Consider the following 24,764-nt stretch of genomic DNA (forward strand, 5'->3'; position numbering starts at 1 on the left):
CGAAACCATGAACGCCCCGAAGACTCTCAAGGAACTCGCCGAGATCGCCGGTGTCACCAGCGGCACGGTCTCGCGCGCGCTCTCGGGTTCGAACCTCGTCACGCCGGCCACGCGCGACATGATCGTGGCGCTCGCCCGCCAGCACGGGTTCACTCCCAACGCCACCGCACGCAACTTGCGCATGCGCAAGACCAACACCATCGGCGTGGTCATTCCGCTCGGCCACGAAGTGCGGCAGAACATTTCCGATCCGTTCTTCATCACCCTGCTTGGCCTGCTCGCGGACAAGCTGACCGCGCGCGGCTACAGTCTGCTCCTCTCGCGCGTGGTGCCCACGGACGAGGACTGGCTGCTCAAGCTCGCGCGGTCCGGCCAGTCGGACGGGATCATCGTGATCGGCCAGTCCGACCAGTCCGCCGTACTCGACCGCGTGGCCGAACTCTATCGCCCGCTCGTCGTCTGGGGCTCGCACATTGCCGGCCAGGCCCATTGCTCGGTGGGGTCGGACAATTTCCGCGGCGGCGCACTTGCCGCGCAGCATCTTATCGAACGCGGTTGCCGTAACATCGTGTTCTTTGGCGATCCGCGCGCGATCGAGATCGGCCAGCGCCTCGAAGGCTGCCGTTCGGTGGTAGAAAAGGCCGGCATTCCCTTCGGCATTGTGCCCACGCATCTTGTCGCGGACGAGGCCCAGAGCGAGATTGGCAAGTATTTCCGTGCGAAGGCTCACCGTCCGGACGGGGTCGTCGCCGCATCCGACGTCATCGCCGTCACTGCCCTACGCGTCCTTACCGAACAGGGTCTGTCAGTGCCCGCTGACGTGAAGGTGATCGGCTACGATGGTCTGCAGTTGGGCGAGCACACCATGCCCCCGCTCACCACGATCGCGCAGGATCTGGAGCAGGGCGCCGATAGCCTGGTGAGCAGCGTGGTCCAGCGCATCGCGGGGGAAGAGATCCACTCTGTCATCCTCCAGCCCCGCCTCCTGGTGCGCCAGTCTACCTGAGGTCGAGGGCGAGGGCGAGGGCACCCAGCAGGCCCGCGTTGTCACCCAGCCCGGGCGGCACGATCAACTCGTCGATCTTGCCCACGGTATAGCCGCCGTTCGCCGTCTGCGCCTCGGTGCGGATCAGATCGAGCAGGCCTTGCGTTGCTGTCACCCCGCCACCCAGCACGATGCGCGCGGGCTCCATGATGGTCTGGAACGTCGCCAGCGCGCGGCCGATATACCACGCGATGATGCGCTTGCCGGGATGCCCCTCGGGCAGCTCCGAAAGCGACTGGCCCCACCGCGCGATCACCGCCGGGCCGCAGGCAAGCCCTTCGAGGCAATCGCCGTGGAACGGGCAGGTCCCCACAAAGTCGAGGTCCTCGGGATGGCGCGGCATCCGGATATGGCCCATTTCCGGGTGCGAAAGCCCGCGCAGCAGATGTCCATCGCTGCAGAAGCCCCCGCCGATCCCGGTGCCGATGGTGAGGTAGAGCACTGAACCTAGATCGGCGCCCGCACCCCACAGTGCTTCTGCAAGCGCCGCGCCGTTCACGTCGGTATCGATCGCCACCGGCACGCCGAAGCGTTCTTTGAACGGCGCGATCAGGCTTGCCCCGCTCCAGTGCGGCTTGGGCGTCGGGCGCACACAGCCGAAGGCGGGTGAGCCCGGATCTAGATCGAGCGGCCCGAACGAGGCGATCCCGAAGGCGGCGTAGTCTGCGCCCTGTGCGGCAAACCATTCCACCGCCGCCCCCAGCGTTTCCGCAGGCGTCGTTGTCGGAATGCGTTCCCGCGCAAGGATCGTGCGCTCGGTATCCGCCACGCCCAGCACGAACTTGGTGCCGCCCGCTTCGATCAGGCCATAGCGCGGCGCGCTCATGCGGCGACTTCCGCGCGGGTGCCGTCCAGCACCAGCCTGAAGGGCTCTGCCGGAACCCCGGCGAAATGGGCGCGCCGCCAGGCCGCATCGCCATGGTCATTGCCCTTCAGCGAACCTGGATAATCGACAAAACCATGCACGGTCAGTTCGTGCGTCACCCACCAGCTGTAAGTCTGGACCGGTGCCTCCGGCGGATTGCCGGCAACCAGCCCGCTGCCGTTGAGCGGCAGCCAGGGTCCTTCCATGCGCTCCGCCACCATGCCGTAGAGCCCGTTCGGCCCGTTGGGCACGCCCGGCGCGAAGACCTTCCGCTGCGTCGACCAGAACAGGTAGTAGCGTCCCGCATGAAACACGATGTGCGGCCGCTCCTGCTCGTTGTTGAGTTCGTCCGCGCTCAGCAGGGGCGGCAGCACCGCCCAGTCGTCGCCGTCGCGTTTCAACAGGCCGATGCATCCGTTCCACGGGCTCGTCGACCCTTTCAGCGATCCGGTGAACAGCAGGTAGTCTGCCCCGTCCACAGGATCGCGGAAATGCGCGGGATCGCGGAAGCCCTTGATCATGCCTGGCACACCTTCGGCGGCGGTCACCAGCACATAGTGGGGGATCGGCCCCCCCGCGATTTCGCGCGGTGCACTCCAGTCCTCGACGAACAAGCGATTGGCGTCGCCGGCCAGCGTGCCCGTCGTCTCGAACATGCGCTGCGTGAAGGTGCGCGGACTTTCCCCGCGCAGCCCCGATGCGGTCCAGTAGAGCGTCACGGCAGCAGTTTCCGGATCATAGAGCGCCGAGCCCGCCCATTCACGGCTTCCGGGATTGAGGTCGCCTGGCAGGGCATAGCCATGGTCGCGCCATTCGCTGCCGCGCGCCGACATCAGGCGGATGCGCACGATGTCGTGCCGCGTTTCGGGGTCTTCACCGGCGGGGGCCGACAGCACGAACCACAGCGTCCAGCCGTCCACGACCGCGGTGCTGCCGTCCGCAAGCTGCAGCGGCCAGAGATCCCACAGGTCGAAGCCCGGCAAGGGATGATGGAGCTGCGCGCCATCGATCAGCGGGATCTGGTGGCAGTGCCCGAATTGCAGCGCGCTGAGGTGCTCGCCGGTCCAGAGCGCGGTCGGGGAAGTGCATACGGCCATGAAGGATCGGTCCTGAAATAACAATCGATTGCGGCCGAGGCCGCCGGAATGGGGCGAAAGATCGCTGTACTTACCGCATGACGAGGCCAGCTCCGTCGCAGGCGGTTTCGCGCAGCACCAGCGGCGGCGTGCCGTCGGGTTTGCGATAGGTGAGGGCGCCGAGCACTGCGTCGGCACGGTCTGCTGCACACAGCGCGACGACCGCGCCGCCGAAGCCGCCGCCGGTCATCCGTGCGCCGCCTTCGGGCCCGATCAGCGCCTGCAGTTCAGCCACCAGCGCGTCGACTGCGGGCACCGTGATCTGGAAATCGTCACGCATCGATGCGTGCGAGGCGGCCATCAGTTCGCCCATCGTCACAAGGTCGCCTGCCGCGAGTGCCGCCGCCGCCGCCTGCACGCGCGCGTTCTCGCTCACCACGTGGCGCGCCCGCGCCAGCGTCAGCGGGTCGAGCCCTGCGCCTTCCAGCATCGCCATGTCGGCATCGCGCAGCGCCTGTACGCCCATCGCCGCGGCGGCCGCCTCGCACTGCGCGCGCCGCTCGTTGTAGGCGCCCTCGACCAGCCCGCGCGCCACGCCCGAGTGCACGATCAGGATCTGCGCGCCCGGCGGCAGCGCCACCGGCTGCACGGCCAGCGAGCGGCAGTCGATCATCAGAGCGTGACCGGCCACGCCGCACGCAGAGGCCAGCTGGTCCATGATCCCGCAGCGCATGCCGACATGGTCGCACTCGCCGGCCTGCGCCAGCCGTGCGATTTCGGCGGGCGCCAGGGCGAAACCCGAAAGGCTGGCCAGCGCCGTGCCGATGCCGACCATCAGCGAAGCGGATGACGAAAGCCCTGCGCCCTTCGGCACCGTGCCGCTCACGGCGATGTCGGCGCCGGTCAGCGTGTGGCCGCGCTGCGCCATCGCGCTTGTCATCCCGCGCACATAGTCCGCCCAGGGCTCGGCGGGATCAGCGGCATAGTCGGCTGCGAGCGACCACTCGGCCAGAGCCCCGCCGAAATCGCTCGCCATGACGCGGATGCGCCCATCGCCGCGCGGGCTGGCCGCAATCCGCGATTCCACGCTGATTGCCGCCGGGAGCACGAAGCCGTCGTTGTAGTCGGTGTGCTCGCCGATCAGGTTTACCCGCCCGGGTGCCCGCACGATGAGGGCAGGGGGCGTGCCGAAGGCTGCCGCGAACTGCTGCGCAAGGGTCATCGCGGGCTCCGGTAGTGCGGACCGCCGCAGGCGCGCAGCCGCTCGGCGGCCTGCTCTGCCGTCAGGTCGCGCTGGGTTTCGGCCAGAATCTCGAACCCCGCCATGAATTTGCGCACCGAGGCGGAACGCAGCAGCGGCGGATAGAAGTGCGCATGCAGCCGCCAGTGGGTGCTCGGCTCATGGCCAAACGGCGCGCCATGCCAGCCCATCGAATAGGGGAAGGGGCACTGGAACAGGTTGTCATAGCGGGTTGTCAGATCGGCGAGGATCACCGCGAGGTCGCTGCGCTGATCGTCCGAAAGGTCCGGTAGCCGCGCCACGTCGAAGCGCGGCAGCAGCAGCGTCTCGAACGGCCACACCGCCCACCACGGCACGATGGCAAGCCAGTGCCGGGTCGCGCAGACCACGCGCGGCCCATCGGCTTCGGCCTCCGCCAGCTCCGCCAGCATGGGGCGGCCCTTCTCGGCCAGCCAGGCCGCCTGCGTGCGGTCCTCGGTCGCGATCAGCTGCGGCACATGGCTTGTCGCCCAGACCTGCCCGTGCGGATGGGGGTTTGAACACCCCATCATAGTGCCCTTGTTCTCGAAGATCGAAACCACCGCATGGCGCTGGCCCAGATCCGCCGCCTGTTCGCACCAGCAATCGATCACCGCGCGCAGTTCAGCCTGGGTCAGCTCCGGCAGTGTCCGGCCATGGTCGGGGGAAAAGCAGATGACCCGCGCTTCGCCGGTCGCCTGTTCGGCGCGGAACAGGCCGACGCCGGTTTCCGGCGCGGGGGTATCGGGCAGCAGCGCCGCAAAGTCATTGGCGAAGACATGCGTACCGGTATAGTCCGGATTGCGCTCCCCGTTCACTCGCGTGTTGCCGGCGCAAAGATAGCAGGCGGGATCGTGCGCCGGCGGGCGCGCCGTATCGGGTACATCCTCGGCCCCCTGCCACGGTCGCTTGGCGCGGTGCGGCGATACCAGCAGCCACGTGTCGCTCAGCGGATCATAGCGCCGATGCGGATGCTCGGCCGGATCGAAGCTCATGAACGTACCTCAAGCACGAGAACGGCCTCGCCGGGGAGCGGCGGGACGGCGATGCCTACCCGCGCGAGCCAGCCGCCGTCCATCTGCGTCAGTGCCCCGCTCTCGGACGCAATCGTATACGTGCGCCCCGGCAGCGCCATCGGCAGCCGGAGGTTCGGCTGATGCCGCATCGTGGTGGGCTGCGTGCGCGTCACCAGCACGACCATGTCCTGCTCCGAACCATGCGCCTGCCAGACAACGCCATCGCCCACGTCGCCCATCCACACGCGGCCTTGATGCAGCCGCTCCCGCAGCGCCTTGTAGCGCGCGATCCCGTCCATCAGCTCCTGGCGCTCGGTATCGCCCAGCTTGCGGGCATCGAGCTCCACACCGAAATGCCCAGGCAGCGCCACCCCGCAGCGGAACGCCATCGACTGCGACCGCCCGGTCGAATGCGCCGGGCTCGCCCCCACGTGGCTCCCCATCACTTCGGGCGGCATGAACTGCAGGAATCCGCGCTGCATCTGCGCGCGCGAAACCGCATCGATGCAGTCACTCGTCCAGAACCGGTGTGTGCGCTTGATGATCCCGGCGTCGATCCGCCCGCCGCCGCCGGCGCAGGCCTCGATTTCCACCTCGGGGAAGGCGGCCCGGAGGCGATCCATCAGCGCATAGGTTGCCAGCACTTGCGCGCGGTAGTGCGGCTGGTTCCCGGCATGGACGAGATCGCGGTTGTGGTCCCACTTGAGGTAGCCGATCGGCAGCTCGCGCAGCAGCGCGGCAATCGCGTCGAACAGATAGGCGCTGACGTCCGGCTTCGCGAGATCGAGCACCAGCTGGTTGCGCGCCTCGAGCAGCGGCCGCCCGTCGACGTGCAGGGCCCAGTCGGGATGGCGGCGGTAGAGCTCGCTATTGCGGTTGACCATTTCGGGCTCGACCCAGAGGCCGAACTCCATGCCGAGATCGGTCACCGTCTTCGCCAGCGGCCCCAGCCCGCGCGGATACTTCCGCTTGTCGACCGTCCAGTCGCCCAGCGAGGAGGTATCGTCGTCGCGCTTGCCGAACCAGCCGTCGTCCAGCACGAAGCGCTCGATCCCGATGCTGGCAGACGCCCGCGCCAGATCCATCAGCGCGGCTTCGTCGTGCTTGAAGTAGAACCCTTCCCAGGTGTTGATGTGCACCGGGCGCTTTGCCGCACCGGCTTCGCCCCCCGGCCAGGACATGCGGGCGCGAATGCCCCGGTGGAAGGCATGCGCTACGCCGTTCGGCCCTTCGGCCGAAGCCGTCGCCAGCACCTCGGGGCTTTGCAGCACCGCGCCGGGGGCAAGAATCGCCTCGCCTGGGGCCAGCCATTCACCGAGCTGCCACTGCCGGCGCCCGTCGTCGATCCATTCGATGGTCTGGACGTGATTGCCTGACCACGCGATCTGCGCGCCATAGGCACTGCCGTCCGCGCACGTCACCACCGCCCCGGGGAAGCAATCGTGCGAAGTGAGCCCGCGCCGGTTCTCGCGCCGCCAGATGCTCCGGGTGAGGGGATCGCGCACGGGGACGAATTCGGAATTGTGCCGTCCGGCCAGCGAATGGACCTCCGCCGCATCTTCCGGCAGCGGCAGCGCGGCCGCCGCCAGCCAGTGCACATGGAGCGGCGCGACGCCTTCGTTGGAGAGCGCGGTGCGTACGGTCATCACGTCGGTCGCGGGATCAAGCGTGTAGCTCGTCGTCACCGCGATCTTCGCCACCGCATCGTGCAGCACGAAGCGCACCGTTTGCGCATCGGGCTGCTCGACCTTGCAGTCGGTTGCCTGAAACGACCAGTCGTGCCCGCCGCGATCCGCCAGCAGCGCGCTCTGGCCGAACCAGCCCATGCCGAAGCCGGGGAAAACCGTCAGCGGCTGGTCGAACTGGAGCGAGAAGCTCGGTTCGGGCCGTTCGCTGCGCAGCGTGGCGGATGGCCGCGCCCCGTCCGGTAGGCGCGGTCCCCAATAGCGCCACAGCGGCGCCTCGCCGGCGGGCAGCTCCCACACGGCGCTGCAGCCCGGGCTTTCCAGCGCGATGATCTGCGGGGCGGTCATGTCAGGCATGGGCCAGCCCGGTCGCCCGGCGCGGATCGGGTACGCGCAGCATGGTGATCGCCGCCATGACGAGCAGCGCGCCGGCAAAGCTCAGCGCGTTCCTCGGGTCTGCGCCCAGCACGTGGTTGTAGATCCAGCCGAACGTCACCCCGTTGAGCAGCATCGGGATCACGATCATCATGTTGAAGATGCCCATGTAGACCCCGGTCCGTTCGGGCGGGATCGAGCCTGCGAGAATGATGTAGGGGTTGCCCATGATGCTTGCCCAGGCGAGGCCCAGCGTTAATGCGATGAGCAGCAGCGGGGTGTGGCTGCCAAGATCGGGCATGGCCAGCGCCGAAAACACGGGGCCGGGCGCAGAAGGCGCGCTTGCCACATGGGCGAGGCCGATCATGCCGATCCCCCCGGCGGCGAGGCAGGCCATGTGCACGCGCGAGGCGCCCAGTGCGCGCGAGATCGGCACCATCATGAGCGCGGCGGCAAAGCCGATCAGGTTGTAGAACGCGCCCAGCTGCTGCGTCGTCAGCACCGCCGCGCGGAAGGCCTCGCTGGCCTTGTCTGCGGTGCCGTAGATCGAGCGCCCGATCGAAAGCGCGCTGTACGACCAGTAGATCGAGAAGCCGTACCACTGGAACAGGCTCATCCACGCCATGCTGCGCATGGCCTGCGGCATTTCGACGATCGCGCGGCCAATCTCGCCCAGGGTTGCCCTGGCGGAGCGCGGCGCGGCGGCAATGCGCGCCGTTTCGTCCTCGCTCAGCGGCAGTTCGGGTACGCGCCAGATGGACCACAGGATCGTGGTGACCGAAAGCACCGCGCCGACCATGAACGAGATGTGCGTGATCGTCGGAATGTTGTGCGCGTCCACCGCATTGCGGTCGATGCCCACCCAGTAGACGAGGATCGAAGGGGAAAGGAACGCAAGGCACTGGGCAAGACCGGTGAACGCGCTCTGGCTGAGGTAGCCGATCTCGTGCTGGCTCTCGTCGAGCCGGTCGCTCACATAGGCGCGGTAGGGCTCCATCGTGATGTTGTTGCCCGCATCGAGCAGCCACAGCAGGCTCGCTGCCATCAGGATGCTCGCCGAAAACGGCATGAACAGCAGGCCGAGGCTGCACATCACCGCACCGATCAGGAAATAGGGCGTGCGGCGGCCGAAGCGCGAATTGGTGCGGTCGGAAAGCGCACCCACCAGCGGCTGGATGAGCAGGCCGGTCATGGGCCCCGCCAGCTGCAGGATGGGGAGATTGGATTCATCCGCGCCGAGCCAGGAATAGATCGGCACCATGTTGCCCTGCTGCAGGCCAAAGCTGAACTGCAGGCCAAGGAACCCGAGGTTCATCTCGATCACGCGCAGCAGCGGCAGGATCGGCTTGTGCTTCGCTCCGCCCGGCGCGCTTGTCTGGGGCTTGGTCAGGTCCAACGGCTCTCTCCCGCACGACTCTCGAAGGAGCCTTTGTCCCTCTGCTTACCCTAAGGTTTGCCTTGATTCAATCGAGTGAATCACTTTGTCTGAAGCGTTCACTCCGCCTCCTCGATCCACGCCACCGGCGGCTTGGCCCGGCGGTCGACGGTGAGGCGGAACACATCGGGCCGGGCATAGTGTCCCACCGGATCGAAGTCGTAGCGCGCCCGGGCGATCTCCGCCGGGTCGATCTCGGCATAGAGCACCGCTTCGCCGCTATAGTCAGGCCCTGCCAGCACCTCGCCCAGCGGCCCCAAGATCAGGCTGCCGCCGCGCATCAGCACGGTCTCGGGATCCTCGCCCAGCACGCATTCCTGCCCTTCGGGAAGATCGCGCCGCCGCAGGAACTGGCAGGCGGAGAGCACGTGGCAGCGCCCCTCCAGCGCGATGTGCCGCATGGTCGAAACCCAGCCGTCACGGTCGTCCGCCGTCGGCGCGCAGTAGAGCGTCACGCCCTGACCATACATCGCCATGCGCAGCATCGGCATGTAGTTTTCCCAGCAGATCACCGCGCCCACGGTGCCGAGCGCTGTCTCGACGGCCGGCAGCGTGGAACCATCGCCAAAGCCCCAGACCAGCCGCTCCGCCGCGGTCGGCATCAGCTTGCGGTGGTGCGCCATGGTCCCCGCCGCCCCGTCGATGATCAGCGCGGTGCAATAGAGCGTCGAGCCCAGCCGCTCGATCACCCCGATGACCACGACCATGCCGGCGGCCTCCGCCGCCTCCCGCACCAGGGCGATCTCCGGTCCGCCCAGTGCCACCGACGCGGCATAGTAGCGCGCATAGGCCTCGCGCCCCTCCGGCAGCCGCAGCCCGATCGGCGCGCCGAACCGCGCGCCCTTGGGATAGCCGCCGATGAAGGCTTCGGGAAACACCGCGAGCCGCGCGCCGGCGGCACCCGCTTCGGCGATCAGGCGGGCGGCCTTGGCAGCGGATGCCGCGCTGCCGGCCGGGTCGGACGCTGCCTGCACGACGGCGGCGCGAAAGGATGCAATGCTCATGGCGCGCCAGCCTAGCAGCGCCGTTTCGCTCCGGCGATTGCTAACTGCACGGTCCGCGCGCTACGAACCGGCAAACGACATGGCAGGGGAGAAGGCATGAGTGAACCAGCGGCATCTGGCGTCTGCCTCGTCATCGGCGCGGGCGACGGGCTTGGCGGTGCTATCGCGCGCGCCTTTGCACGCACTGGCCTCACTGTCTGCGTCACGCGGCGCGCCCGCCATCTCGATCAACTTGAAGCCCTCTGTGCCGAAATCCGCGCCGGGGGCGGTCAGGCCCATGCCTTCGGTGTCGATGCCCGATCCGAGGAGGAAACCGCGCTCCTGTTCGACCGGATCGAGCGCGAGATAGGCCCCATCGCGGTCACTGTGTTCAACATCGGCGCCAACGTCCACTTCGGCATCCGCGAGACGACCGCGCGTGTGTTCACGAAAGTCTGGGAAATGGCCTGCTTCGCCGGCTTCCTCGCAGGTCGCGAAGCCGCGCGCGTGATGGCCCCGCGCGGGGCGGGTACGATCCTCTTCACCGGCGCCACCGGCTCCTTGCGCGGCGGAGCAGGCTTTGCCGCGTTTGCTGCCGCCAAGCATGGCCTGCGTGCGCTTGCCCAGTCGATGGCGCGCGAACTTGGCCCCGAGGGCCTCCACGTCGCCCATGTCGTCTGCGACGGCGCGATCGACGGCACCTTCCTGCGCTCGCGGGTAGAGGACGTCGCGCCGCTCCTCGCCGAGAATTCCGTGCTAAAGCCCGAGGATGCCGCAGAGGCCTTCGTCTGGCTGCACCAGCAACCCCGCTCGTCTTGGACGCACGAGCTTGACCTTCGCCCCTGGCAGGAGCGCTTCTGACATGAAGACCATCGAGTTCATCTTCGATTTCGTCAGCCCCAACGGCTACCTCGTGTGGAGGCCGCTGCAGGAGATCGCCGCGCGCAAGGGCGCCACGATCACGCTTGTCCCCACGCTGCTGGGCGGCATGCACAAGCTCACCGGAAATGCGCCGCCCTTCCTCCGCGATGCCGAGATCAAGGGCAAGAACGCCTATGCCCAGCTCGAGATGCAGCGCTTCATCACCCGCCACGGCCTCACCCGGTTTCGCATGAACCCGGCCTTCCCCTTCCGCTCGGTCGAACTTCTGCGCATGCTTCTTGCCGCCATAGACCTCGGCTGCGGCGAGGCCTTCGCCGAGGCTTTCCTGCGCGCGATCTGGGAAGAGGGGCTCGATCCGGCTGACAGTGCTGCGGTCGACGCCGTCATCGCGGCCGCCGGCCTGCCCGCCGCGGCGCTGGCCGAAGGCGCGCAGTCCGCCCCGGTCAAGGATCGGCTCGCCGCCAACACGCAAGCCGCCGTCGAGCGCGGAGCGTTCGGCATCCCCACCTTCTTCGTGGAGGGCGAGATGTTCTTCGGCAAGGAACGCCTCGGCCAGATCGAGGAATTGCTCTGACCCTTAGGGTGCGCCGGCCAGCAGGATGGCCAGCCCCGAAGCCTGCGCCGCCGCACCCACCTGGCCCGAGCCTCCCGTCCAGACGCCATCGATAGGGCCTGTTCCGCACGCGCTCAGCCCCCACACCACCTCGCCGTTGCGCTGCGCCCACGCCTGCAGTTCCGCGCGGTCCGGGCCCTCCGGCATGCCCGCGATCAGATGGCCGAGGTGCAGCGCGAACACGCCCTTGAACATCGGCCCGTCGCGGCCCAGCGCGTCGGACGGTTCGGTCAGCAGCCCGGTTTGCGTCACCAGCCGGCGCGTCGCGGCCAGCGCCGTACGCACCGCTGCGGTGCGGTACTGCCCATCGCCGGTGATGGCCGCCAGATCGTTCAGGCCGCCCAGCAGCACGCCCTGATTGTAGGTCCAGCGCGGCGCACCGTTGTTGCGGCACTGCGCGTCGAGCCCATCGTTGACGAGGCCGTCGGCCCCGATCATGCCCGAGCCGGCAAACCAGCTCCAGGTCCGCACCGCCCAGTCGCGGTAGACCGCCTGTCCCGTTGCCCGGTAGAGCTTCGTCGAGGCCTGCAGCAGCAGTTCGTTGGTGATCGCGTTCTTGTAGCTGTGCTGCGGGTCCCACCACAGCCCGCCGCCGCAATGGTCGTCCCAGTGTGCTGCGACAATGCGTGCATACGTCGCCGCCGCCCACGCCAGCAATTCGGGATCGTGATCGATCTCCCACGCGTTGATGTGCGTGATCACGGCCCACAGGTCATCGTCGTTGAGGACAAGTCCTTGCCGGTTGCGCACGGCTGCCGCGATCTTCGCATGCCACCGCGCGTCCCCGCTGCGCCGCTGGTAGTCGATCAGCACGTCGATAATCGGAAAGCGCTGCCAGTTCTCGCTCGCCTTCCAACCGTCAGGTTTGCCCCATGTCTGGTCGAGATAGGTCGCAACGGCCCCGGCCCGCGCCTGCCAGTCCGGCGTCTCCAGCGGCATCTCCGCCCGCGCGGCAGCACTGCCGAACACGAACAGCAATCCAGCCAACGCGGCGCGCACCATTGCCGATCGCAGTTTTGGCCAAGGGCCTGACATGGTGGGTAGCATCTCCACGCCGATCAGCCGCCTGTCCCCTTCGGCAAAATCAGAGCATGGATGATGGCAACATCGGGTAGCGGAAACCATTCTCACTACTTGACTGAGAATATTCTGCGGGAAGGCATCTGTGATGCCCGCGGCCCCGCACGCAGCCCCGAAAAAATACGGAAAGTATTGCTTCTAGACATTTTTCGGGGACCGGAATGATGCTGGTCGTCTGATGCTGTAGCTATAGATGATACCAGAACCGCTACTTGATGTCATCAATTGTCGATGGATCGCACAGCGATGCAAGGCTGGCGCTGGCCAGGCCCCCTCAGCGCTATTGGGTCGGGCTTATCCCTAAGGTGTCTAGAAAACTACAGGCAAGAGAGCGCGTGCAACACCTCCGACAACCGGGGTTCGACAGCAAGTGTCCAATCAGCCCGGTCATTTGAAAGTATCGCTGGGATGGTGGCGATCCGTTTTGTCGCCCTGTCTCCGACGACCGCCACTGCCACGTTGCCATGTCTATGACCCCTCTCAGCCTGGATGCCGATCTCAACGGGAGCGGCGTCCACATCGGCACGGCCAATGAAGGTTCTGCGAGCAGACCAAACTTGAAGATCAGTGCACTACAGCCAGCTGCGCCATGTCCGCCTCGTAGCCAGCGCTGTGGGGGTCATCGAAAGCCTGAATGAAGTGAAGTGCTGCGCCAAATGCTACGCTGAACAGCATCACGGCATAGGCGCAGGCAACCCGATTGCCGCTGTGGGAGAAGCCTATGGCGATCTGGGTGAGAAAGCCCATCAGCAGCAGAATCATGAAATGGCGCTCTGGAATGCGGCTGTGACTGAGTTCAAGCCTCTGGATGCGTGAGGCCCGTACCGCTTCAAGAGAGGCGAGATAGCTGGCGTTGACGCTGCTATTTCCCTGGAACGCTCCGGGACGAGCACCGATTGCATAGAGGCGTTGAAGGCCGGCTGGGGGTTCGGCTAGCGCATTCGATGAGTTTGCTTCGGTGAGTTCATGGGCGCGAAGCTCGATGACGTATTCACCAACCGCCCCCCTGATCTGAAGGCCTTCCTGTGGTTGCGTTTCAGCGATGCGCAGCAGCGCCCGCAGATCGCTGACTTCAGTCGCGAGGGCGAGCGAGGTCTTGTTCATGCGCTGCCATGCATCTGTTGCGGCGAGGCTGGCGAACAGTCCGAACAGCAAGGCAACCGATGCGAAATAGGACGGGCTGATCCCATGCACCCGATATCGGGTACGCTGGAGTCGCTCGAGGCCGAGGACGACGCCAAACCCCATCAGCAATGGCACGCAAGCCAAGAGCACGGCAGGCGACATAAATTATCCCTCTCCCTTCACCTCGCGGGCCATGTGGTATCCGAAAGGGCGGAGCAATGGTCGCAGCGAACGGCAAGGCTGCGACCTTGGGCTGCAATGTCATCGACATCGCAGAACTAAGATATTGCTATGGTGCAATATTATGCTGAAATTCGGGGCCGCTTCAGTCCGGCGAATATTGGCACCAAATTGATAGCGAGTGCTGCCAACGGTGATCGCTGTGGCCAGCGCCCGTCCTCGCCGGCTCGCGCAGTCGAGGGCCGTGGCAAGGCGCACCGGCCGTAACGGCTGAGCTCCAATAGCCAGAGTACCGTCGCAGAAGTTTGATCTCGGTCCGCCGCCGAAAACGTTTGCCAAGCATCGTTGACGGCGCAGCGCATGGCAAGCTGAGCGCGCCAGCTGCAGGTCGTTATCGGGCGAAAGTCCGCGCCAGGAGGGCCCCGGCCACGAGCCAGGCCAGAACCAAGGGGGGCCACAGATTGCCTGGCCATGCCGGGACCGGATAAAGGGAGTTGTACAGCGGCCAGATCAGCACCGCAGTGCCGGCCCAGCCGGCGAGGAAGGCGGCCCTACCGCGGCGCGATAGGGCAAAGGCAGACTGCGCCAGCGTCACGCCAATGTAGACCAGGATCAGCGCCAGGCTTCCGATCGTGCCGAGGTAGCCGTAAATGTCCGCTGCAGAGGCCCGAGTGGCCCATATCAGCACCAACGTCGTCATCACGGCCGCGCACAACATCAAGGCATTGGTGGGCGTGCCATGGCGGTGATGGGCAGCGGCGAGGGCAGGGTAGCCTTCGCGGGCGAGCACCATCACCATGCGCGCTGCCGCGTTTAGGCTACCCAGCACGCAGGAGAACGCCGAGAGCGCCGCCGCGAGGTTCAACCCGGCAGCAAAGCTGATGGTCCCGTAGCGGCGGGCCAGAGTATCGAGCGGTGCGCTGTCCCCAGCCAGATCACCCAGCCCACCTGCCGCATAGCCCACGACCTGCGTGTAAGCGGTGAAGACATAGAACGCGCCGCCAAGCACGACGGTCCCGATGATCGCTATGGGTATGGCGCGCTGCGGATCCCTGGTCTCCTCCGCAACGGTTGCCGCCCCTTCGAAGCCCGCGAAGGACAGAACGGCAAAGACAAGCGCCACTCCGACGCCCATCCAGCCCTTGCCGGGATCGGGCAGGAACGGCGCCAAGGGCAAGGGGCCGCCTTGGGCCACGACACTGAGAATATGGATGTTCAAGGCCGCGATTGCGGCGACGGAAACGAGCTCCAGAGCCAATATCAGGCGCGCTGCCCGCTGCATGTCGCGCCATGAAAAAGCAAGGCCGATCGCCATGGAAGCCAGGCTGACCGGTAACCAGAACCCGCTGGCCCGGATGCCAGCGTCGTTGATGGCCGCCGCGAGGAAATGGCCGACGAGCACCGCTGTTCCGGCACCGAAGCACAGGTAGCTGAGCAGGAGCATCCAGCCGGCAACAAATCCGGCGCGAGGGCCAAACTGTGTCCGGACATAGGCTTGCGCCGAACCGGCTGATGCCTCCTGCCGGGAGAAGGCAACGAAGGACAGGCCGACTAGCGCCAGCAGCGCGGTTCCGATCAGAAATGCCAGCGGAGCCGCCCGGCCTGCAACGGAAACGACCAGCGTGACATTGAACGCCATCGCCATGGTCGGGGCGACGATCGAGAGCGAAAGGCCCGCCGCTTCAAGGCGCCCCAATCGCCGGTCCAGGGTCATGCCTTGCCGCCTGCGGTCACTCCAAGCTGGATCAGGCCCCCGACCAGCGCAATGGCGGCAAGCGGGAGGAAGGACATGCCGCCATGCATGTGGCCCACGCCGATCCAGCCGATCAGCGCCGGTCCGCAATAGCCGCCGAGTCCGCCAAAGCTGTTGATGAAGGCAATCCCCGATACTGCGGCCGGCCCAGCGAGATAACGGTGGGCGAGCGGCCAGAACGTGACGATCGAGAAGCCGAGCCCTGTCGTGATCATCGTCAGCGCGACGATGCTGGCCACCTCATGCCAGGAGAACACGGCAAGGCAGAGCAGGCCGGTCGCTGCCAGCATGTAGCCCAGAAAACTGTGCCAGCGGCGTTCGCCGGTCCGGTCCGAATGCCGCGCCCAGAGCACCTGGCAGATGGCCATGACACCCCACGGGATCATCGTCAGAAGGCCGATCCAGAGATAGGCGCCCTTGGCGATGCCAAACTGCTGGATCAGCGTCGGCATCCAGAACGTCACGGCGTAGAGCGCGATCGTCCCGCTCATGTAGGCAAGGCCAAGGCACCATATCCGCAGGCTGGAGAAGACCGAGAAGGCCGTGGTCAGGGGGGCATTCGCATGCGATGACTCTTCGTCTCGGGCCATGTCCTGCAGGATTGCACCACGCTCGGCGTCATTCAGCCAGGGAGCCTTGGCCGGATTGTCAGGAAGGATCAGAAGGAACGCGATTCCGACAAGGATCGAGGGAACCGCCTCGATCAGGAACAGCCATTGCCAACCGCGCCAGCCGCCCAGCCCGTCTGCGAACTGGAGGATCGCGCCTGAAAGGGGACCGCCCAACACGTTGGAGGCGCCGACCGCCATCATGAACAAGGCAACAACCCGGGCCTGCTGGCCGCGCGGGAACCAGTAGGTGAGGTAGAGAATGATGCCCGGATAGAAACCTGCTTCCGCCGCCCCAAGCAGGAACCGCAGCACATAGAAGCCGAACGCGGCATCGGTCAGGCCAAGCGCTTGCGCTGCACTGCCCCACCGGAAGGCACCGACGAACATGAAGAGGGTGGAGAGCAGTCCCCAGCTCACCATGATGCGCGCCATCCAGCGCCGTGCACCGACCCGCGCCAGAACCATGTTGCTCGGCACTTCGAACAGGCAGTACCCGATGAAGAACAGCCCCGCGCCCAACCCGAAGACCGCATCGCTGAAACCGAGATCGCCTGCCATCTGCAGCTTGGCGAAACCGACGTTGACCCGGTCGAGGAAGGCAACGACGTAGCCGAGGAAGAGCAGCGGGATGAGCCGGAGGCGCACTTTGCGATAGACGGGCAGACTGTACTGGGCGTTCATCGCGTATCCTTTGATCAGTGGCCCATGATAGATAGAAACTGCCACGCCAGATTGGCCGCTTCGCCGGTCAGAACCACGACGAGCCCCCAGAAAATGACCTGCTTGGCAACCGCAGATGTCGCGATGCGGGCGCCGATATGACCGCCGAACACGCTCCCGAGCGACAGCAGCGTGCCGATCCGCCAATCGATTACGGCCTGATATTGAAACACCAGTACTGAAGCCAGGACACTGGGCAGGATCAGCGCGCTCTTGACCGAATTGGCTGCGACCAGTCCCATGCCGATCGAACCGGTGAGGGCAAGCAGCAGAAACGTCGCGCCATCCAGTACGATGAAACCGATCCACATGCCGATGGCGAAGAAGATGAGGCACTGGCGCGGACCGAAGACCAGCTGTAGCTTCTGTTCGGAATTCAGCGTCTTGCGCAGCCGGAAGAACAGCATGAACAGCGCCACCGCTACCGCGACGGCAATGGCGAGCTTGAACTCACTGCTGGATATCTGCAGCGAAACCAGCGCGCCTGCCACCGAACCCAGACTGGTCGGTATCCCGGCCTTCCACACGACCTGCCAGTCAATTGCCTTCTGGCGGTGATAGCTGATCACCGCGGTCAGGCTCGCAGCCAAGATCGGTAGCCGGTTCGTTGCATTGGCCATGACCGGATCGAGCCCGACTGCGAGAAGCAACGGCAGCGAAACTGCAGCGCCCGATGAAGCTACCGTCGTGATCAGGCCGCAGAGAAAACCGGCGATGAAGACGAGACTGATCCCGCCTGGCCCCATATCAAGCAGAATTGCCCCCTCGGTGATCCGTGGTTGTGCAAGTCGGATCGGCTAAAGGGCGTTACATGGATGCAGGCCCCGGCAAAGCCGCAATGGTCTCAAATTGGTACCGTTGTTATAGACTGGGTCGCTTGATCCTGCGGGCGAAGATCGTAGCGCAGCGCAATCGGTGCCGGCAGAGCGCTCTGCCTTAAGGTACCGGTGCCCGATCGGAGGAGATGTCATGGCAGTGCGCGCGGTCCTGAGGATGGGTGACCCTCGCCTGTTGCAGCCGTCTTTACCGGTCGAGAAGTTTGGCACGGACGCGCTACGTGCGCTGATCGAGGACTTGTTCGACACGATGCGCGCGCATGATGGTGCGGGCATCGCCGCGCCGCAAATCGCCGTGCCGCTGCAGGTCGTGATCTTTGGTTTCGAGCGGAACCTGCGCTATCCCGATGCGCCGCCCGTTCCGGAAACTGTCCTTATCAATCCGGTGATCGAGGTGCTCGACGAGCGGCTTGAAGATGGCTGGGAAGGATGCCTGTCCGTCCCCGGACTGCGTGGCGAAGTCCCGCGCTTTCGGGCGATCCGCTATCGCGGCTGCACCGCCGACGGGACGCCGTTCGAGCGTGTGGCGGAAGGCTTTCACGCGCGGGTAGTGCAGCACGAATGCGATCATCTGTCCGGCGTGCTCTATCCCACCCGCATTCGCGACCTCACGCGCTTCGGATTTCGGGAGGAACTTGCGGCGGGCTGAAGGGGGACCCCGGCAAGCCTGCGCCTACTTGCGCACCCGCATTCCCGCGCTGGCATCGAACACCAGCGGCTTGTCCGAGCGCGGCAGCGGCGCTTCGGCAATCTGGCTTGAGGAGACGCCATACTTCCAGTCGGGGGGGCAGATCGCGATGTACCGAGCATAGCCGCCAGTACCCCCTCCCAGCTTGGGAAAGCCGATCGCGACGAGTGCGCCAACCGGGGGCACCTTGTCGAGATTGGCGACGCCCTCGGCCTGGGCATAGCCGTGGTGCATCAGCCAGGATTCGCCTTCAAGCGTTGGGGTCGCGTCGGTATCGAGCGGCTCATGTCCGTGGAACAGGATGTGGCGCTCAAGATGCAGGAATTTGAGCGCGGCGAGGCTGACGCCGGGAAAAGGATGGCGGGTCGCGAGCGCAGGATCGGGCCAGTCCTTCGACCAGTCGCTGCGCACAAACACCACCGATCCCGCCGGAATGCGGCCATAGTGCTGCTCGAACCGGGCAATGTCGGAAACCTGCAGGGAGTAGCCGTAGTCGGCTTGAACCTGTTGCGAGATGTCGATCACCACCAGAGGGCGGATGGCATAGGTCGCGGGCAGCTCGTCGATTGCAGGATATTCGGGCGCCCAGTGCGCGGGCGGATCGAGCTGCGTGCCAAGCTGGTCGGTGCTGAGCGCATAGCGCATCGCTTCGAAGCCATGCTTTTCATAGGTGAAGCGCTCGCCCTTGCGGATGAAGCCGGGGATGTCACGCCCGGCAATGGCGGGGCTGAAGGCGGGCGGGCCGAAGCCTTCCCATACCGGGATTTGCGGCGTTATCGTGTGGGTGAGATCGACATATTTCGCAGAACGGAAGGTCGCATCATAGACCGACCAGAGCCCCGGCGCCGCAGGGGGATGAAGCCAGAGCAGCGGCTTGAGGACAAGCGCGAGGCTTGCACCGAGCAGGACGAGCGACAGCGTAGCGATCGATTTCATGCAGCACCTTGTGATGGTTGATCGCCCGCTCAGCCGAACTCGAGCGACATGGCGGCATAGACCGACGACAGATCCTCCGCCGGTTTGTGTCCAAAATACATGCGGCGGCAGCCGAACACCGGGGAAAGGCCGTAAGACAGTGCCAGCGCTGCCCCGTCCTGGTTGGGAGCAGGCACATCGATCGCGATCTGGTGGCCTGCCACGCGGGCGACCAGATCCGCGAACAGGGCCCGTGCGACCTGCGGATCCCGAGCGATCAGCGGGCCGATCTTGAAACCCGAGGAGGCAGGCCGGGCGAGGCCAAAGCCGACAAGCTCCCCTTCGCGGATGGCCGCCCCCTGGATGGTTTCCGGCAGGGCCAGCCATCTGCTGAGCAAGCCGGTGCGGTCATAGGGCACTGTCCTGCGATCGAGGGCGAGGACTGCTTCATGACGCGGGGCACAATCTATCTGAAGTGCGTTGTCCACCTTGGGCGTTGGTGCTGGCACCGCGATGCCCTGATAGCGGGTTGTGGCGTAGGCGGGCTCGAACCCGCCAGCGGCGTAGAAGCGCTCCATCTCGAAGACGCCGTCCATCGCGATTACCGCGCCGGGGGTGAGCCGTGCGCGCAGGCGGGCGAGCCGGTCGTGCCAGAGCCGGCGACCGAGGCCGAGGCCGCGGTAGCGCGGTTCGACGATGAACAGGCCCATGAAGCCGAAGTCTGCGTTATGACGGAAGATGCTGCCACCTGCGATCATCGTCTCCTGATGGCGAAGCGCGATGAAGGCCTCAGGATCACAGGTCCAAGCGCAGGCGAGGTCAAACGTGCCCGGATTCCAGCCTTCCGCGCGGGCCAGTGCAAAGATCTGCACGGCTTCCGCATAGGTCATCGGGCCAATTTCGGCGGCGTTGAATATGTCCGCCGTTTCGAATTCCATGACACACCTGTACAAGCAAGGGGCATTCACAGTAATGCCGCTAAGAGCTTGTTCGACGGGATTGAAGCCATAAAGGTTTCAAAATGGCACAAATGATATTTGGAATTGTTTTTATTATTTCAAGTAAAAATTCATGTTTCTAGTCAATAGTTATTTTTTTTGGCCATATTTTTCAAAAACTTTGAGTTTATATTTTGAAATTACCTTCATTTTAAGGCTTTAGTGTAATATTTCTATTCCGGTTCTGATGGATTATGCCCCTGAGAGGAGTTCGGCAAAGCGCATGAATGGTGGCTGGTGGCCGGGCAAAATGTGGGCCCCCCACTTTGCTGCTCGGACCTTGTCATCGCAGGGGCCCCAAATGGGCTGGGAGAAGTCCGAAAATGATGCCCCCCTCTGGCGCGATGCACACAAAAATGCTTAGGTTTCTGGGAGTTTGGGGCGATGCCGGTGGACGGAAAGTTGGAGCGGGTAGCGGGAATCGAACCCGCATAGCCAGCTTGGAAGGCTGGAGCTTTACCACTAAGCTATACCCGCGCTCAGCAAAGCCTCTGCCACGTCGCCCTCCCGCCCGTCAACCTCCCGGCCTTCAACCCCTGGCCGGGCAACCTCCCTGGCAGGCACACGGGCAGCCTTGCCCTGTGCGGCTGGGGCGGCTATTGTTATAAAACATAACCTAATTCGGAGAGCGACGTGCCCGATCCTGCCCCTTCCGTCCCGCAGCCTGCCGCGCTCGAACGGCTGCTGCGTCCCCGCTCGGTCGCGGTGGTCGGTGCCTCGGACAAGCCGGGCGCGCTCGGCACCACCTTGCTCTCCAATCTCGATGCAAACGGGTTTGCCGGGGTGGTCTATCCCATCAACCCGAAGCGCGAGACGCTTGGCGGGCGCGTCTGCCTGCCCGGGATCGAGGCGCTGCCTGAAGGCGTCGATGCCGCTGTCCTCGCCATTCCGCGTGCAGGCGTGCTTGATGCCGTGAAGGCGCTGGCCGAACGCAAGGTCGGCGGCGTGGTGATCTTCGCGGCGGGCTTTGCCGAAGGCGGGCCCGAAGGCCTTGCCGAGCAGCGCGAGATCGCCCGCATCGCGGCCGAGGCCGGGATGGTCGTCGAAGGGCCCAATTGCCTCGGCCTTGTCAACTATGTGGACCGCATCCCGCTCACCTTTGTCGAGACCGACGCGCGGCCCCCGGCGGGCAAGCGCGCCATCGGTGTCGTCTCGCAATCGGGCGCGATGGCCGCCGTGCTCGGCACCGTGCTTCTCGCCCGCGATTGCGGCGTGTCCTATTCGGTCTCCACCGGCAACGAGGCGGCGAGCGGGGTCGAAGACTACGTCGAGTGGCTGATCGACCAGCCGGACACCCACGTCATCGCAATGATCGTCGAGCAGTTCCGCAAGCCCGGGCGCTTCCTTGCCGCAGCCGCGCGCGCCGCCGCGGCGGGCAAGCCGATTGTCCTCCTCCACCCAGGCACCTCCAGCGCGGCGCGCGAATCTGCTGCTACGCACACCGGCGCCATGGCCGGCGACCATGCCCTGATGCGCGCCAAGGTCACGCGCGCCGGGGTGATCATCGCCGAAACGCTGGAAGAACTCGGCGACATCGCCGAAATCGCGCTGCGCTGCCCCGCGCTGCCTGCGGGCGATACGGCGGTGCTCGGCGAATCCGGCGCATTCAAGGCGCTAACGCTCGATCTTGCGGAAACGCTCGGCCTGCCGCTTGCGCCGCTGCACGATGCGGATTCGCCCGCCCTGCGCGCTGCGCTCCCGCCCTTCGTGCCCGTCAGCAACCCGCTCGACATCACCGCGCAGGGGCTGTCCGAACCCGCGATCTACACGCGCTGTCTCGATGCCCTGCTGGATGACCCGCGCGTCGGCACCGTGCTCGCCGGCATCATCCAGGCCGAGGCGGTGACCTGCGCGATCAAGTTCCCGCCGATCCTTGCCGCCGCCACCGGGCGACCGCTGACCAAGCCGCTGATCTTTGCCGGCCTCGATGAAGGCGCTGCCGTCCCGCCAGAGCGCATCGCCGCGCTGCGCGCTGCGGGCGTTCCCTGGTTCCCCACCACCGAACGCGCGCTCAGGGCGATCACGCGGCTCACGCAGTTCTCCGCGCGCGATATCACCACCAACAGTGAGGGGCCGCTGTCCGTGCCCGCCCTTGCGGATCACGCCGGCGTCATTCCGGAGTATCAGGCCAAGGCGCTGCTTGGCCCGCTCGGCATTCCCTTCCCGGCAGGCACGTTTGCCGCCAGCGCCGATGCGGCGGTCGCCGCCGCTGATGCGCTCGGCTACCCGGTCGCGATGAAGGCACAGGCCGCTGCGCTCAGCCACAAGAGCGACGCTGGCGGCGTGATCCTGAGCCTCGCCGATGGTGCGGCCGTCCGCGCCGCGTGGGAGAAAATGCACGCAAGCGTGGCCGCCTATTCGGCTGCCATCCAGCTTGACGGCGTGCTGATCGAGGCGATGGGCGCGCGCGGGGTCGAGATGATCGTCGGCGCGAAGAACGATCCCGAATGGGGGCCTGTCCTCCTTGCCGGCTTCGGCGGCGTTACCGCCGAAATCCTCGGCGACGTGCGCCTCCTCGCGGCGGACATGACCACAGAGGCGGTCGAGGCCGAACTGATGCAGCTCAAGAGCGCTGCTATCCTGAGCGGCTATCGCGGTGCGCCTGCGCTTGATGTGCCCGCGCTGGCGCAGCTCATCGTCACGCTTGGCCGTGTGCTGCGGGCCGAACCGCGCATTCGCGAGGTCGATCTCAACCCGGTGATCCTGCACCCCAGGGGCCAGGGCGTCGTCGCGCTCGATGCATTGATGCTGGTGGAAGGCTGACACGTTCCTCCTCGAGCTTGCTCGGGGAGGAGGACCACCCGCGCAGCGGGTGGTGGAGGGGCATAAGCTCTCAATGCACCGCGGGAATCATCCCCTCGGCGCGCCGCAGCAAATCCTCCGCCACCGGGTCCCTCGGCCGCAGCCGCAGCGATTCCGCCGCCGCCGCGCGTGCGCCTGCCGTGTCGCCCGCTGCCAGCAGCGCGGCGGCAACATCGCGCCGCACCGGATACCAGAACGCCGGCGGATCGGAAAACTGCATGAAATCCTTGGTTTCCTCGATCTCTGCTGCCACCGTGAAGGCCTTCACCGCGTCCTTCGAGCGCCCTTCGGCCATCGCGATGCGGCCTTCGAGCACGCCGCGCGTGATGCCCAGCATCTGCTCCGGCGCTCGGCTGTCGTGCTCGATCTTGCCGTCCTTGTCCTTTTCCGCCACCTGCGCGGGGATCGCGGCGAGTTCCGCCTTGGCCCCCGCCAGATCGCGCAGCCACACCATCGCCTCGCCGCGCGCATAGTGGCGGGCTGCCTTGAGGTAGGGCAGCCTGGGTTCGGGTAGCGCCAGCACGGCGGCCGGATCATCGAACCGCGCCATGGCGAAATATCCCGCCGCCGCCAGCATCTGCGAAAAAGGCTCGGCCTTGTCGCGCTCTGCCGATCGCTCCACCAGCGGCCGCGCCAGATTGAGCGCGGTGCGTGCATCACCCGCCATCATCGCGCCGCCAAGCCCGAAGATCACGTTGTGCGCGTGATAGGGCAGGTCCCACACGCCCTTGGGCTCGGGCAGCCCCAGCCGTCTGGCATTGGCCTTGCCGATTTCCACCGCGCGCCAGTTGGTATCGGCGGCATCCTGATAGCGCCCCACCCAGAAGAAGGTGTGGCTCGGCATGTGGACGAGGTGGCTGGCATTCGGCGCAAGGCCTGCCAGACGGTCGGCATGGCGTTCGGCCTTCTCCGGTTCGCCCGCAACCTCTGTGGCGTGAATGTAGAAATGGATCGCCGGGGTGTGCCCGGGCACGCGTTGCAGCACCGGTTCGAGCAGCGCAATGGCCGCGTCGATCGCCGCATGGTCGAAATCGTCGGCCTCCTCCACGAACGCGGACACCATCAGCGCGTCCGCCGTCAGCACAGCGATCTCGTTGTCCGCCGGAAAGCGCCTCGCCACCTTTTGCATCGCCGCGGCATAGGCCTTGTCGCGCGCGTGGACGTCCTTGCCCGGCAGGTAGCGCAGGATCAGCGCGTCGATCAGGTCCCGCTCGCGTGCGGTTCCGGTTTTCGCTGCCAGCACCTTCGCCTTGCGGGCCATGATCAGCAGCGGCGCGCGCTCCTTGGGTTCGCTGCCATAGTTGATCGTCGGCCCTGAAACGAGCGCCTGCCCCCACAGGCACATCGCGCAGGCCGGATCGAGCCGCACCGCCTCGCCCATCGCGGCAATCGCCGCCTTGTGGGCAAAGGCCGCGCCCAGCTCCATCCCGTTGGAGAAGAACGCTTGCGCCGCGGGTACGGCGGTCGTCACCGCAAAGCCGCCATTGCCATAGCCGGTCAGCAGTGTCGGCACCTTGGGCACCGTGCTGTCGTCGTGGTTGTGCCCGGTCGCTGCGTGGTCGCCGTGCGCGGACGGCGGTGCCTTGGCTGCGCCCTCGGCGGTCTGCGCCTCGCGCAGCGGCTTGCCGGCGGACGGCGCCTGCATGGCGTGCCCGGCCATATCATGGCTGCCCATGTCGTGGCCGACTTGCGCATGGGCCGGGACCGCCAGCCCCAGCAGCGCTGCACCGATCATCGAATGGAATTCGGCCTTGCTCAATGCTTGTCCCCCTTGCCGACACGAAGGCTGGCACGGGCGGTACCCTCTGGCAATGGCCAGTCGG

20 protein-coding genes and 1 tRNA gene are annotated in these 24,764 nt (G+C 66.1%); 5 read left to right on the plus strand and 16 right to left on the minus strand.

What is annotated here, in order from left to right:
* The first annotated feature begins 7 nt into the window (after positions 1 to 7).
* Complete coding sequence (locus AQZ52_RS04870) at positions 8 to 1,006, plus strand: LacI family DNA-binding transcriptional regulator (protein ID WP_067906890.1); 999 nt, start codon at positions 8 to 10, stop codon at positions 1,004 to 1,006.
* Here the strand turns inward: AQZ52_RS04870 and AQZ52_RS04875 are convergent.
* The 7 genes from AQZ52_RS04875 to AQZ52_RS04905 all read right to left on the minus strand — a co-directional run bounded on the left by AQZ52_RS04875 (position 999) and on the right by AQZ52_RS04905 (position 9,759).
* A complete protein-coding gene (locus AQZ52_RS04875) occupies positions 999 to 1,871 on the minus strand; it encodes an ROK family protein (RefSeq protein ID WP_067906892.1) in 873 nt (290 codons plus the stop codon). The two genes, AQZ52_RS04870 and AQZ52_RS04875, sit on opposite strands and share 8 nt — an antisense overlap.
* On the minus strand, positions 1,868 to 3,007 hold the full coding sequence (locus tag AQZ52_RS04880) for a glycoside hydrolase family 68 protein (protein ID WP_067906894.1): 1,140 nt from the start codon (positions 3,005 to 3,007) through the stop codon (positions 1,868 to 1,870). Before AQZ52_RS04880 ends, AQZ52_RS04875 begins: the two co-directional genes overlap by 4 nt.
* Before the next feature lie 70 nt (positions 3,008 to 3,077).
* Positions 3,078 to 4,208, minus strand: a complete 1,131-nt coding sequence (gene galK / locus AQZ52_RS04885; RefSeq protein ID WP_067906896.1) for a galactokinase — start codon at positions 4,206 to 4,208, stop codon at positions 3,078 to 3,080.
* Positions 4,205 to 5,239, minus strand: a complete 1,035-nt coding sequence (locus AQZ52_RS04890) for a UDP-glucose--hexose-1-phosphate uridylyltransferase (RefSeq protein WP_067906898.1) — start codon at positions 5,237 to 5,239, stop codon at positions 4,205 to 4,207. Before AQZ52_RS04890 ends, galK begins: the two co-directional genes overlap by 4 nt.
* A complete protein-coding gene (locus AQZ52_RS04895) occupies positions 5,236 to 7,302 on the minus strand; it encodes an alpha-galactosidase (RefSeq protein ID WP_082697557.1) in 2,067 nt (688 codons plus the stop codon). The genes AQZ52_RS04890 and AQZ52_RS04895 overlap by 4 nt, the downstream gene beginning before the upstream one ends.
* Positions 7,295 to 8,635 (minus strand): MFS transporter, encoded by a 1,341-nt coding sequence (locus tag AQZ52_RS04900; RefSeq protein WP_067909459.1) that lies wholly within the window; start codon positions 8,633 to 8,635, stop codon positions 7,295 to 7,297. The genes AQZ52_RS04895 and AQZ52_RS04900 overlap by 8 nt, the downstream gene beginning before the upstream one ends.
* 179 nt (positions 8,636 to 8,814) lie before the next feature.
* On the minus strand, positions 8,815 to 9,759 hold the full coding sequence (locus AQZ52_RS04905) for a carbon-nitrogen hydrolase family protein (protein ID WP_067906901.1): 945 nt from the start codon (positions 9,757 to 9,759) through the stop codon (positions 8,815 to 8,817).
* Positions 9,760 to 9,855: 96 nt separating this feature from the next.
* Here AQZ52_RS04905 and AQZ52_RS04910 point away from each other — a divergent pair, with 96 nt between their 5' ends.
* On the plus strand, positions 9,856 to 10,599 hold the full coding sequence (locus AQZ52_RS04910) for an SDR family NAD(P)-dependent oxidoreductase (protein ID WP_067906903.1): 744 nt from the start codon (positions 9,856 to 9,858) through the stop codon (positions 10,597 to 10,599).
* A 1-nt stretch (position 10,600) separates the two neighbouring features.
* Positions 10,601 to 11,194 (plus strand): 2-hydroxychromene-2-carboxylate isomerase, encoded by a 594-nt coding sequence (locus tag AQZ52_RS04915; protein ID WP_067906905.1) that lies wholly within the window; start codon positions 10,601 to 10,603, stop codon positions 11,192 to 11,194.
* A gap of 3 nt (positions 11,195 to 11,197) precedes the next feature.
* On the opposite strand, the gene AQZ52_RS04920 is transcribed toward AQZ52_RS04915, so the two are convergent.
* From AQZ52_RS04920 to AQZ52_RS04940, 5 genes are all read right to left on the minus strand, one after another.
* A complete protein-coding gene (locus AQZ52_RS04920; RefSeq protein WP_240481452.1) occupies positions 11,198 to 12,220 on the minus strand; it encodes a glycoside hydrolase family 76 protein in 1,023 nt (340 codons plus the stop codon).
* Positions 12,221 to 12,877: 657 nt separating this feature from the next.
* Complete coding sequence (locus AQZ52_RS04925) at positions 12,878 to 13,600, minus strand: bestrophin-like domain (RefSeq protein ID WP_067906909.1); 723 nt, start codon at positions 13,598 to 13,600, stop codon at positions 12,878 to 12,880.
* 409 nt (positions 13,601 to 14,009) lie between these two features.
* Complete coding sequence (locus AQZ52_RS04930; RefSeq protein ID WP_067906911.1) at positions 14,010 to 15,332, minus strand: APC family permease; 1,323 nt, start codon at positions 15,330 to 15,332, stop codon at positions 14,010 to 14,012.
* On the minus strand, positions 15,329 to 16,663 hold the full coding sequence (locus tag AQZ52_RS04935; protein ID WP_067906913.1) for an MFS transporter: 1,335 nt from the start codon (positions 16,661 to 16,663) through the stop codon (positions 15,329 to 15,331). Before AQZ52_RS04935 ends, AQZ52_RS04930 begins: the two co-directional genes overlap by 4 nt.
* A gap of 14 nt (positions 16,664 to 16,677) precedes the next feature.
* Complete coding sequence (locus AQZ52_RS04940; RefSeq protein WP_067906915.1) at positions 16,678 to 17,448, minus strand: sulfite exporter TauE/SafE family protein; 771 nt, start codon at positions 17,446 to 17,448, stop codon at positions 16,678 to 16,680.
* Positions 17,449 to 17,671: 223 nt separating this feature from the next.
* Here AQZ52_RS04940 and def point away from each other — a divergent pair, with 223 nt between their 5' ends.
* Positions 17,672 to 18,187 carry a peptide deformylase gene (gene def, locus AQZ52_RS04945; protein ID WP_067906917.1) on the plus strand — a complete coding sequence of 172 codons (516 nt, stop codon included), beginning with the start codon at positions 17,672 to 17,674 and terminating at the stop codon, positions 18,185 to 18,187.
* Between the two features lie 24 nt (positions 18,188 to 18,211).
* On the opposite strand, the gene AQZ52_RS04950 is transcribed toward def, so the two are convergent.
* The 3 genes from AQZ52_RS04950 to AQZ52_RS04960 form a co-directional block, all read right to left on the minus strand.
* Positions 18,212 to 19,162 (minus strand): cyclase family protein, encoded by a 951-nt coding sequence (locus AQZ52_RS04950; RefSeq protein WP_067906918.1) that lies wholly within the window; start codon positions 19,160 to 19,162, stop codon positions 18,212 to 18,214.
* A gap of 29 nt (positions 19,163 to 19,191) precedes the next feature.
* Positions 19,192 to 20,079 carry a GNAT family N-acetyltransferase gene (locus AQZ52_RS04955; RefSeq protein WP_067906920.1) on the minus strand — a complete coding sequence of 296 codons (888 nt, stop codon included), beginning with the start codon at positions 20,077 to 20,079 and terminating at the stop codon, positions 19,192 to 19,194.
* A gap of 463 nt (positions 20,080 to 20,542) precedes the next feature.
* A tRNA-Gly gene (locus AQZ52_RS04960) sits at positions 20,543 to 20,616 on the minus strand.
* A gap of 156 nt (positions 20,617 to 20,772) precedes the next feature.
* Here AQZ52_RS04960 and AQZ52_RS04965 point away from each other — a divergent pair.
* Positions 20,773 to 22,902 (plus strand): acetate--CoA ligase family protein, encoded by a 2,130-nt coding sequence (locus AQZ52_RS04965; protein WP_067906922.1) that lies wholly within the window; start codon positions 20,773 to 20,775, stop codon positions 22,900 to 22,902.
* 70 nt (positions 22,903 to 22,972) lie between these two features.
* On the opposite strand, the gene AQZ52_RS04970 is transcribed toward AQZ52_RS04965, so the two are convergent.
* Complete coding sequence (locus tag AQZ52_RS04970) at positions 22,973 to 24,700, minus strand: hypothetical protein (RefSeq protein WP_067906924.1); 1,728 nt, start codon at positions 24,698 to 24,700, stop codon at positions 22,973 to 22,975.
* Positions 24,701 to 24,764: the final 64 nt, after the last annotated feature.

Origin of the sequence: Novosphingobium fuchskuhlense (assembly GCF_001519075.1) — a bacterium.
GTDB lineage: Bacteria > Pseudomonadota > Alphaproteobacteria > Sphingomonadales > Sphingomonadaceae > Novosphingobium > Novosphingobium fuchskuhlense.

Excerpts from the sequence above, each read along its gene's own strand:
- AQZ52_RS04935 (WP_067906913.1), bottom strand. The coding sequence starts at position 16,663 with ATGAACGCCCAGTACAGTCTGCCCGTCTATCGCAAAGTGCGCCTCCGG.
- galK (WP_067906896.1), bottom strand. The coding sequence starts at position 4,208 with ATGACCCTTGCGCAGCAGTTCGCGGCAGCCTTCGGCACGCCCCCTGCC.
- AQZ52_RS04880 (WP_067906894.1), bottom strand. The coding sequence starts at position 3,007 with ATGGCCGTATGCACTTCCCCGACCGCGCTCTGGACCGGCGAGCACCTC.
- AQZ52_RS04925 (WP_067906909.1), bottom strand. The coding sequence starts at position 13,600 with ATGTCGCCTGCCGTGCTCTTGGCTTGCGTGCCATTGCTGATGGGGTTT.
- AQZ52_RS04875 (WP_067906892.1), bottom strand. The coding sequence starts at position 1,871 with ATGAGCGCGCCGCGCTATGGCCTGATCGAAGCGGGCGGCACCAAGTTC.
- AQZ52_RS04890 (WP_067906898.1), bottom strand. The coding sequence starts at position 5,239 with ATGAGCTTCGATCCGGCCGAGCATCCGCATCGGCGCTATGATCCGCTG.
- AQZ52_RS04955 (WP_067906920.1), bottom strand. The coding sequence starts at position 20,079 with ATGGAATTCGAAACGGCGGACATATTCAACGCCGCCGAAATTGGCCCG.
- AQZ52_RS04950 (WP_067906918.1), bottom strand. The coding sequence starts at position 19,162 with ATGAAATCGATCGCTACGCTGTCGCTCGTCCTGCTCGGTGCAAGCCTC.
- AQZ52_RS04930 (WP_067906911.1), bottom strand. The coding sequence starts at position 15,332 with ATGACCCTGGACCGGCGATTGGGGCGCCTTGAAGCGGCGGGCCTTTCG.
- AQZ52_RS04940 (WP_067906915.1), bottom strand. The coding sequence starts at position 17,448 with ATGGGGCCAGGCGGGATCAGTCTCGTCTTCATCGCCGGTTTTCTCTGC.
- AQZ52_RS04915 (WP_067906905.1), top strand. The coding sequence starts at position 10,601 with ATGAAGACCATCGAGTTCATCTTCGATTTCGTCAGCCCCAACGGCTAC.
- AQZ52_RS04905 (WP_067906901.1), bottom strand. The coding sequence starts at position 9,759 with ATGAGCATTGCATCCTTTCGCGCCGCCGTCGTGCAGGCAGCGTCCGAC.
- def (WP_067906917.1), top strand. The coding sequence starts at position 17,672 with ATGGCAGTGCGCGCGGTCCTGAGGATGGGTGACCCTCGCCTGTTGCAG.
- AQZ52_RS04900 (WP_067909459.1), bottom strand. The coding sequence starts at position 8,635 with ATGAACCTCGGGTTCCTTGGCCTGCAGTTCAGCTTTGGCCTGCAGCAG.
- AQZ52_RS04910 (WP_067906903.1), top strand. The coding sequence starts at position 9,856 with ATGAGTGAACCAGCGGCATCTGGCGTCTGCCTCGTCATCGGCGCGGGC.
- AQZ52_RS04895 (WP_082697557.1), bottom strand. The coding sequence starts at position 7,302 with ATGCCTGACATGACCGCCCCGCAGATCATCGCGCTGGAAAGCCCGGGC.
- AQZ52_RS04870 (WP_067906890.1), top strand. The coding sequence starts at position 8 with ATGAACGCCCCGAAGACTCTCAAGGAACTCGCCGAGATCGCCGGTGTC.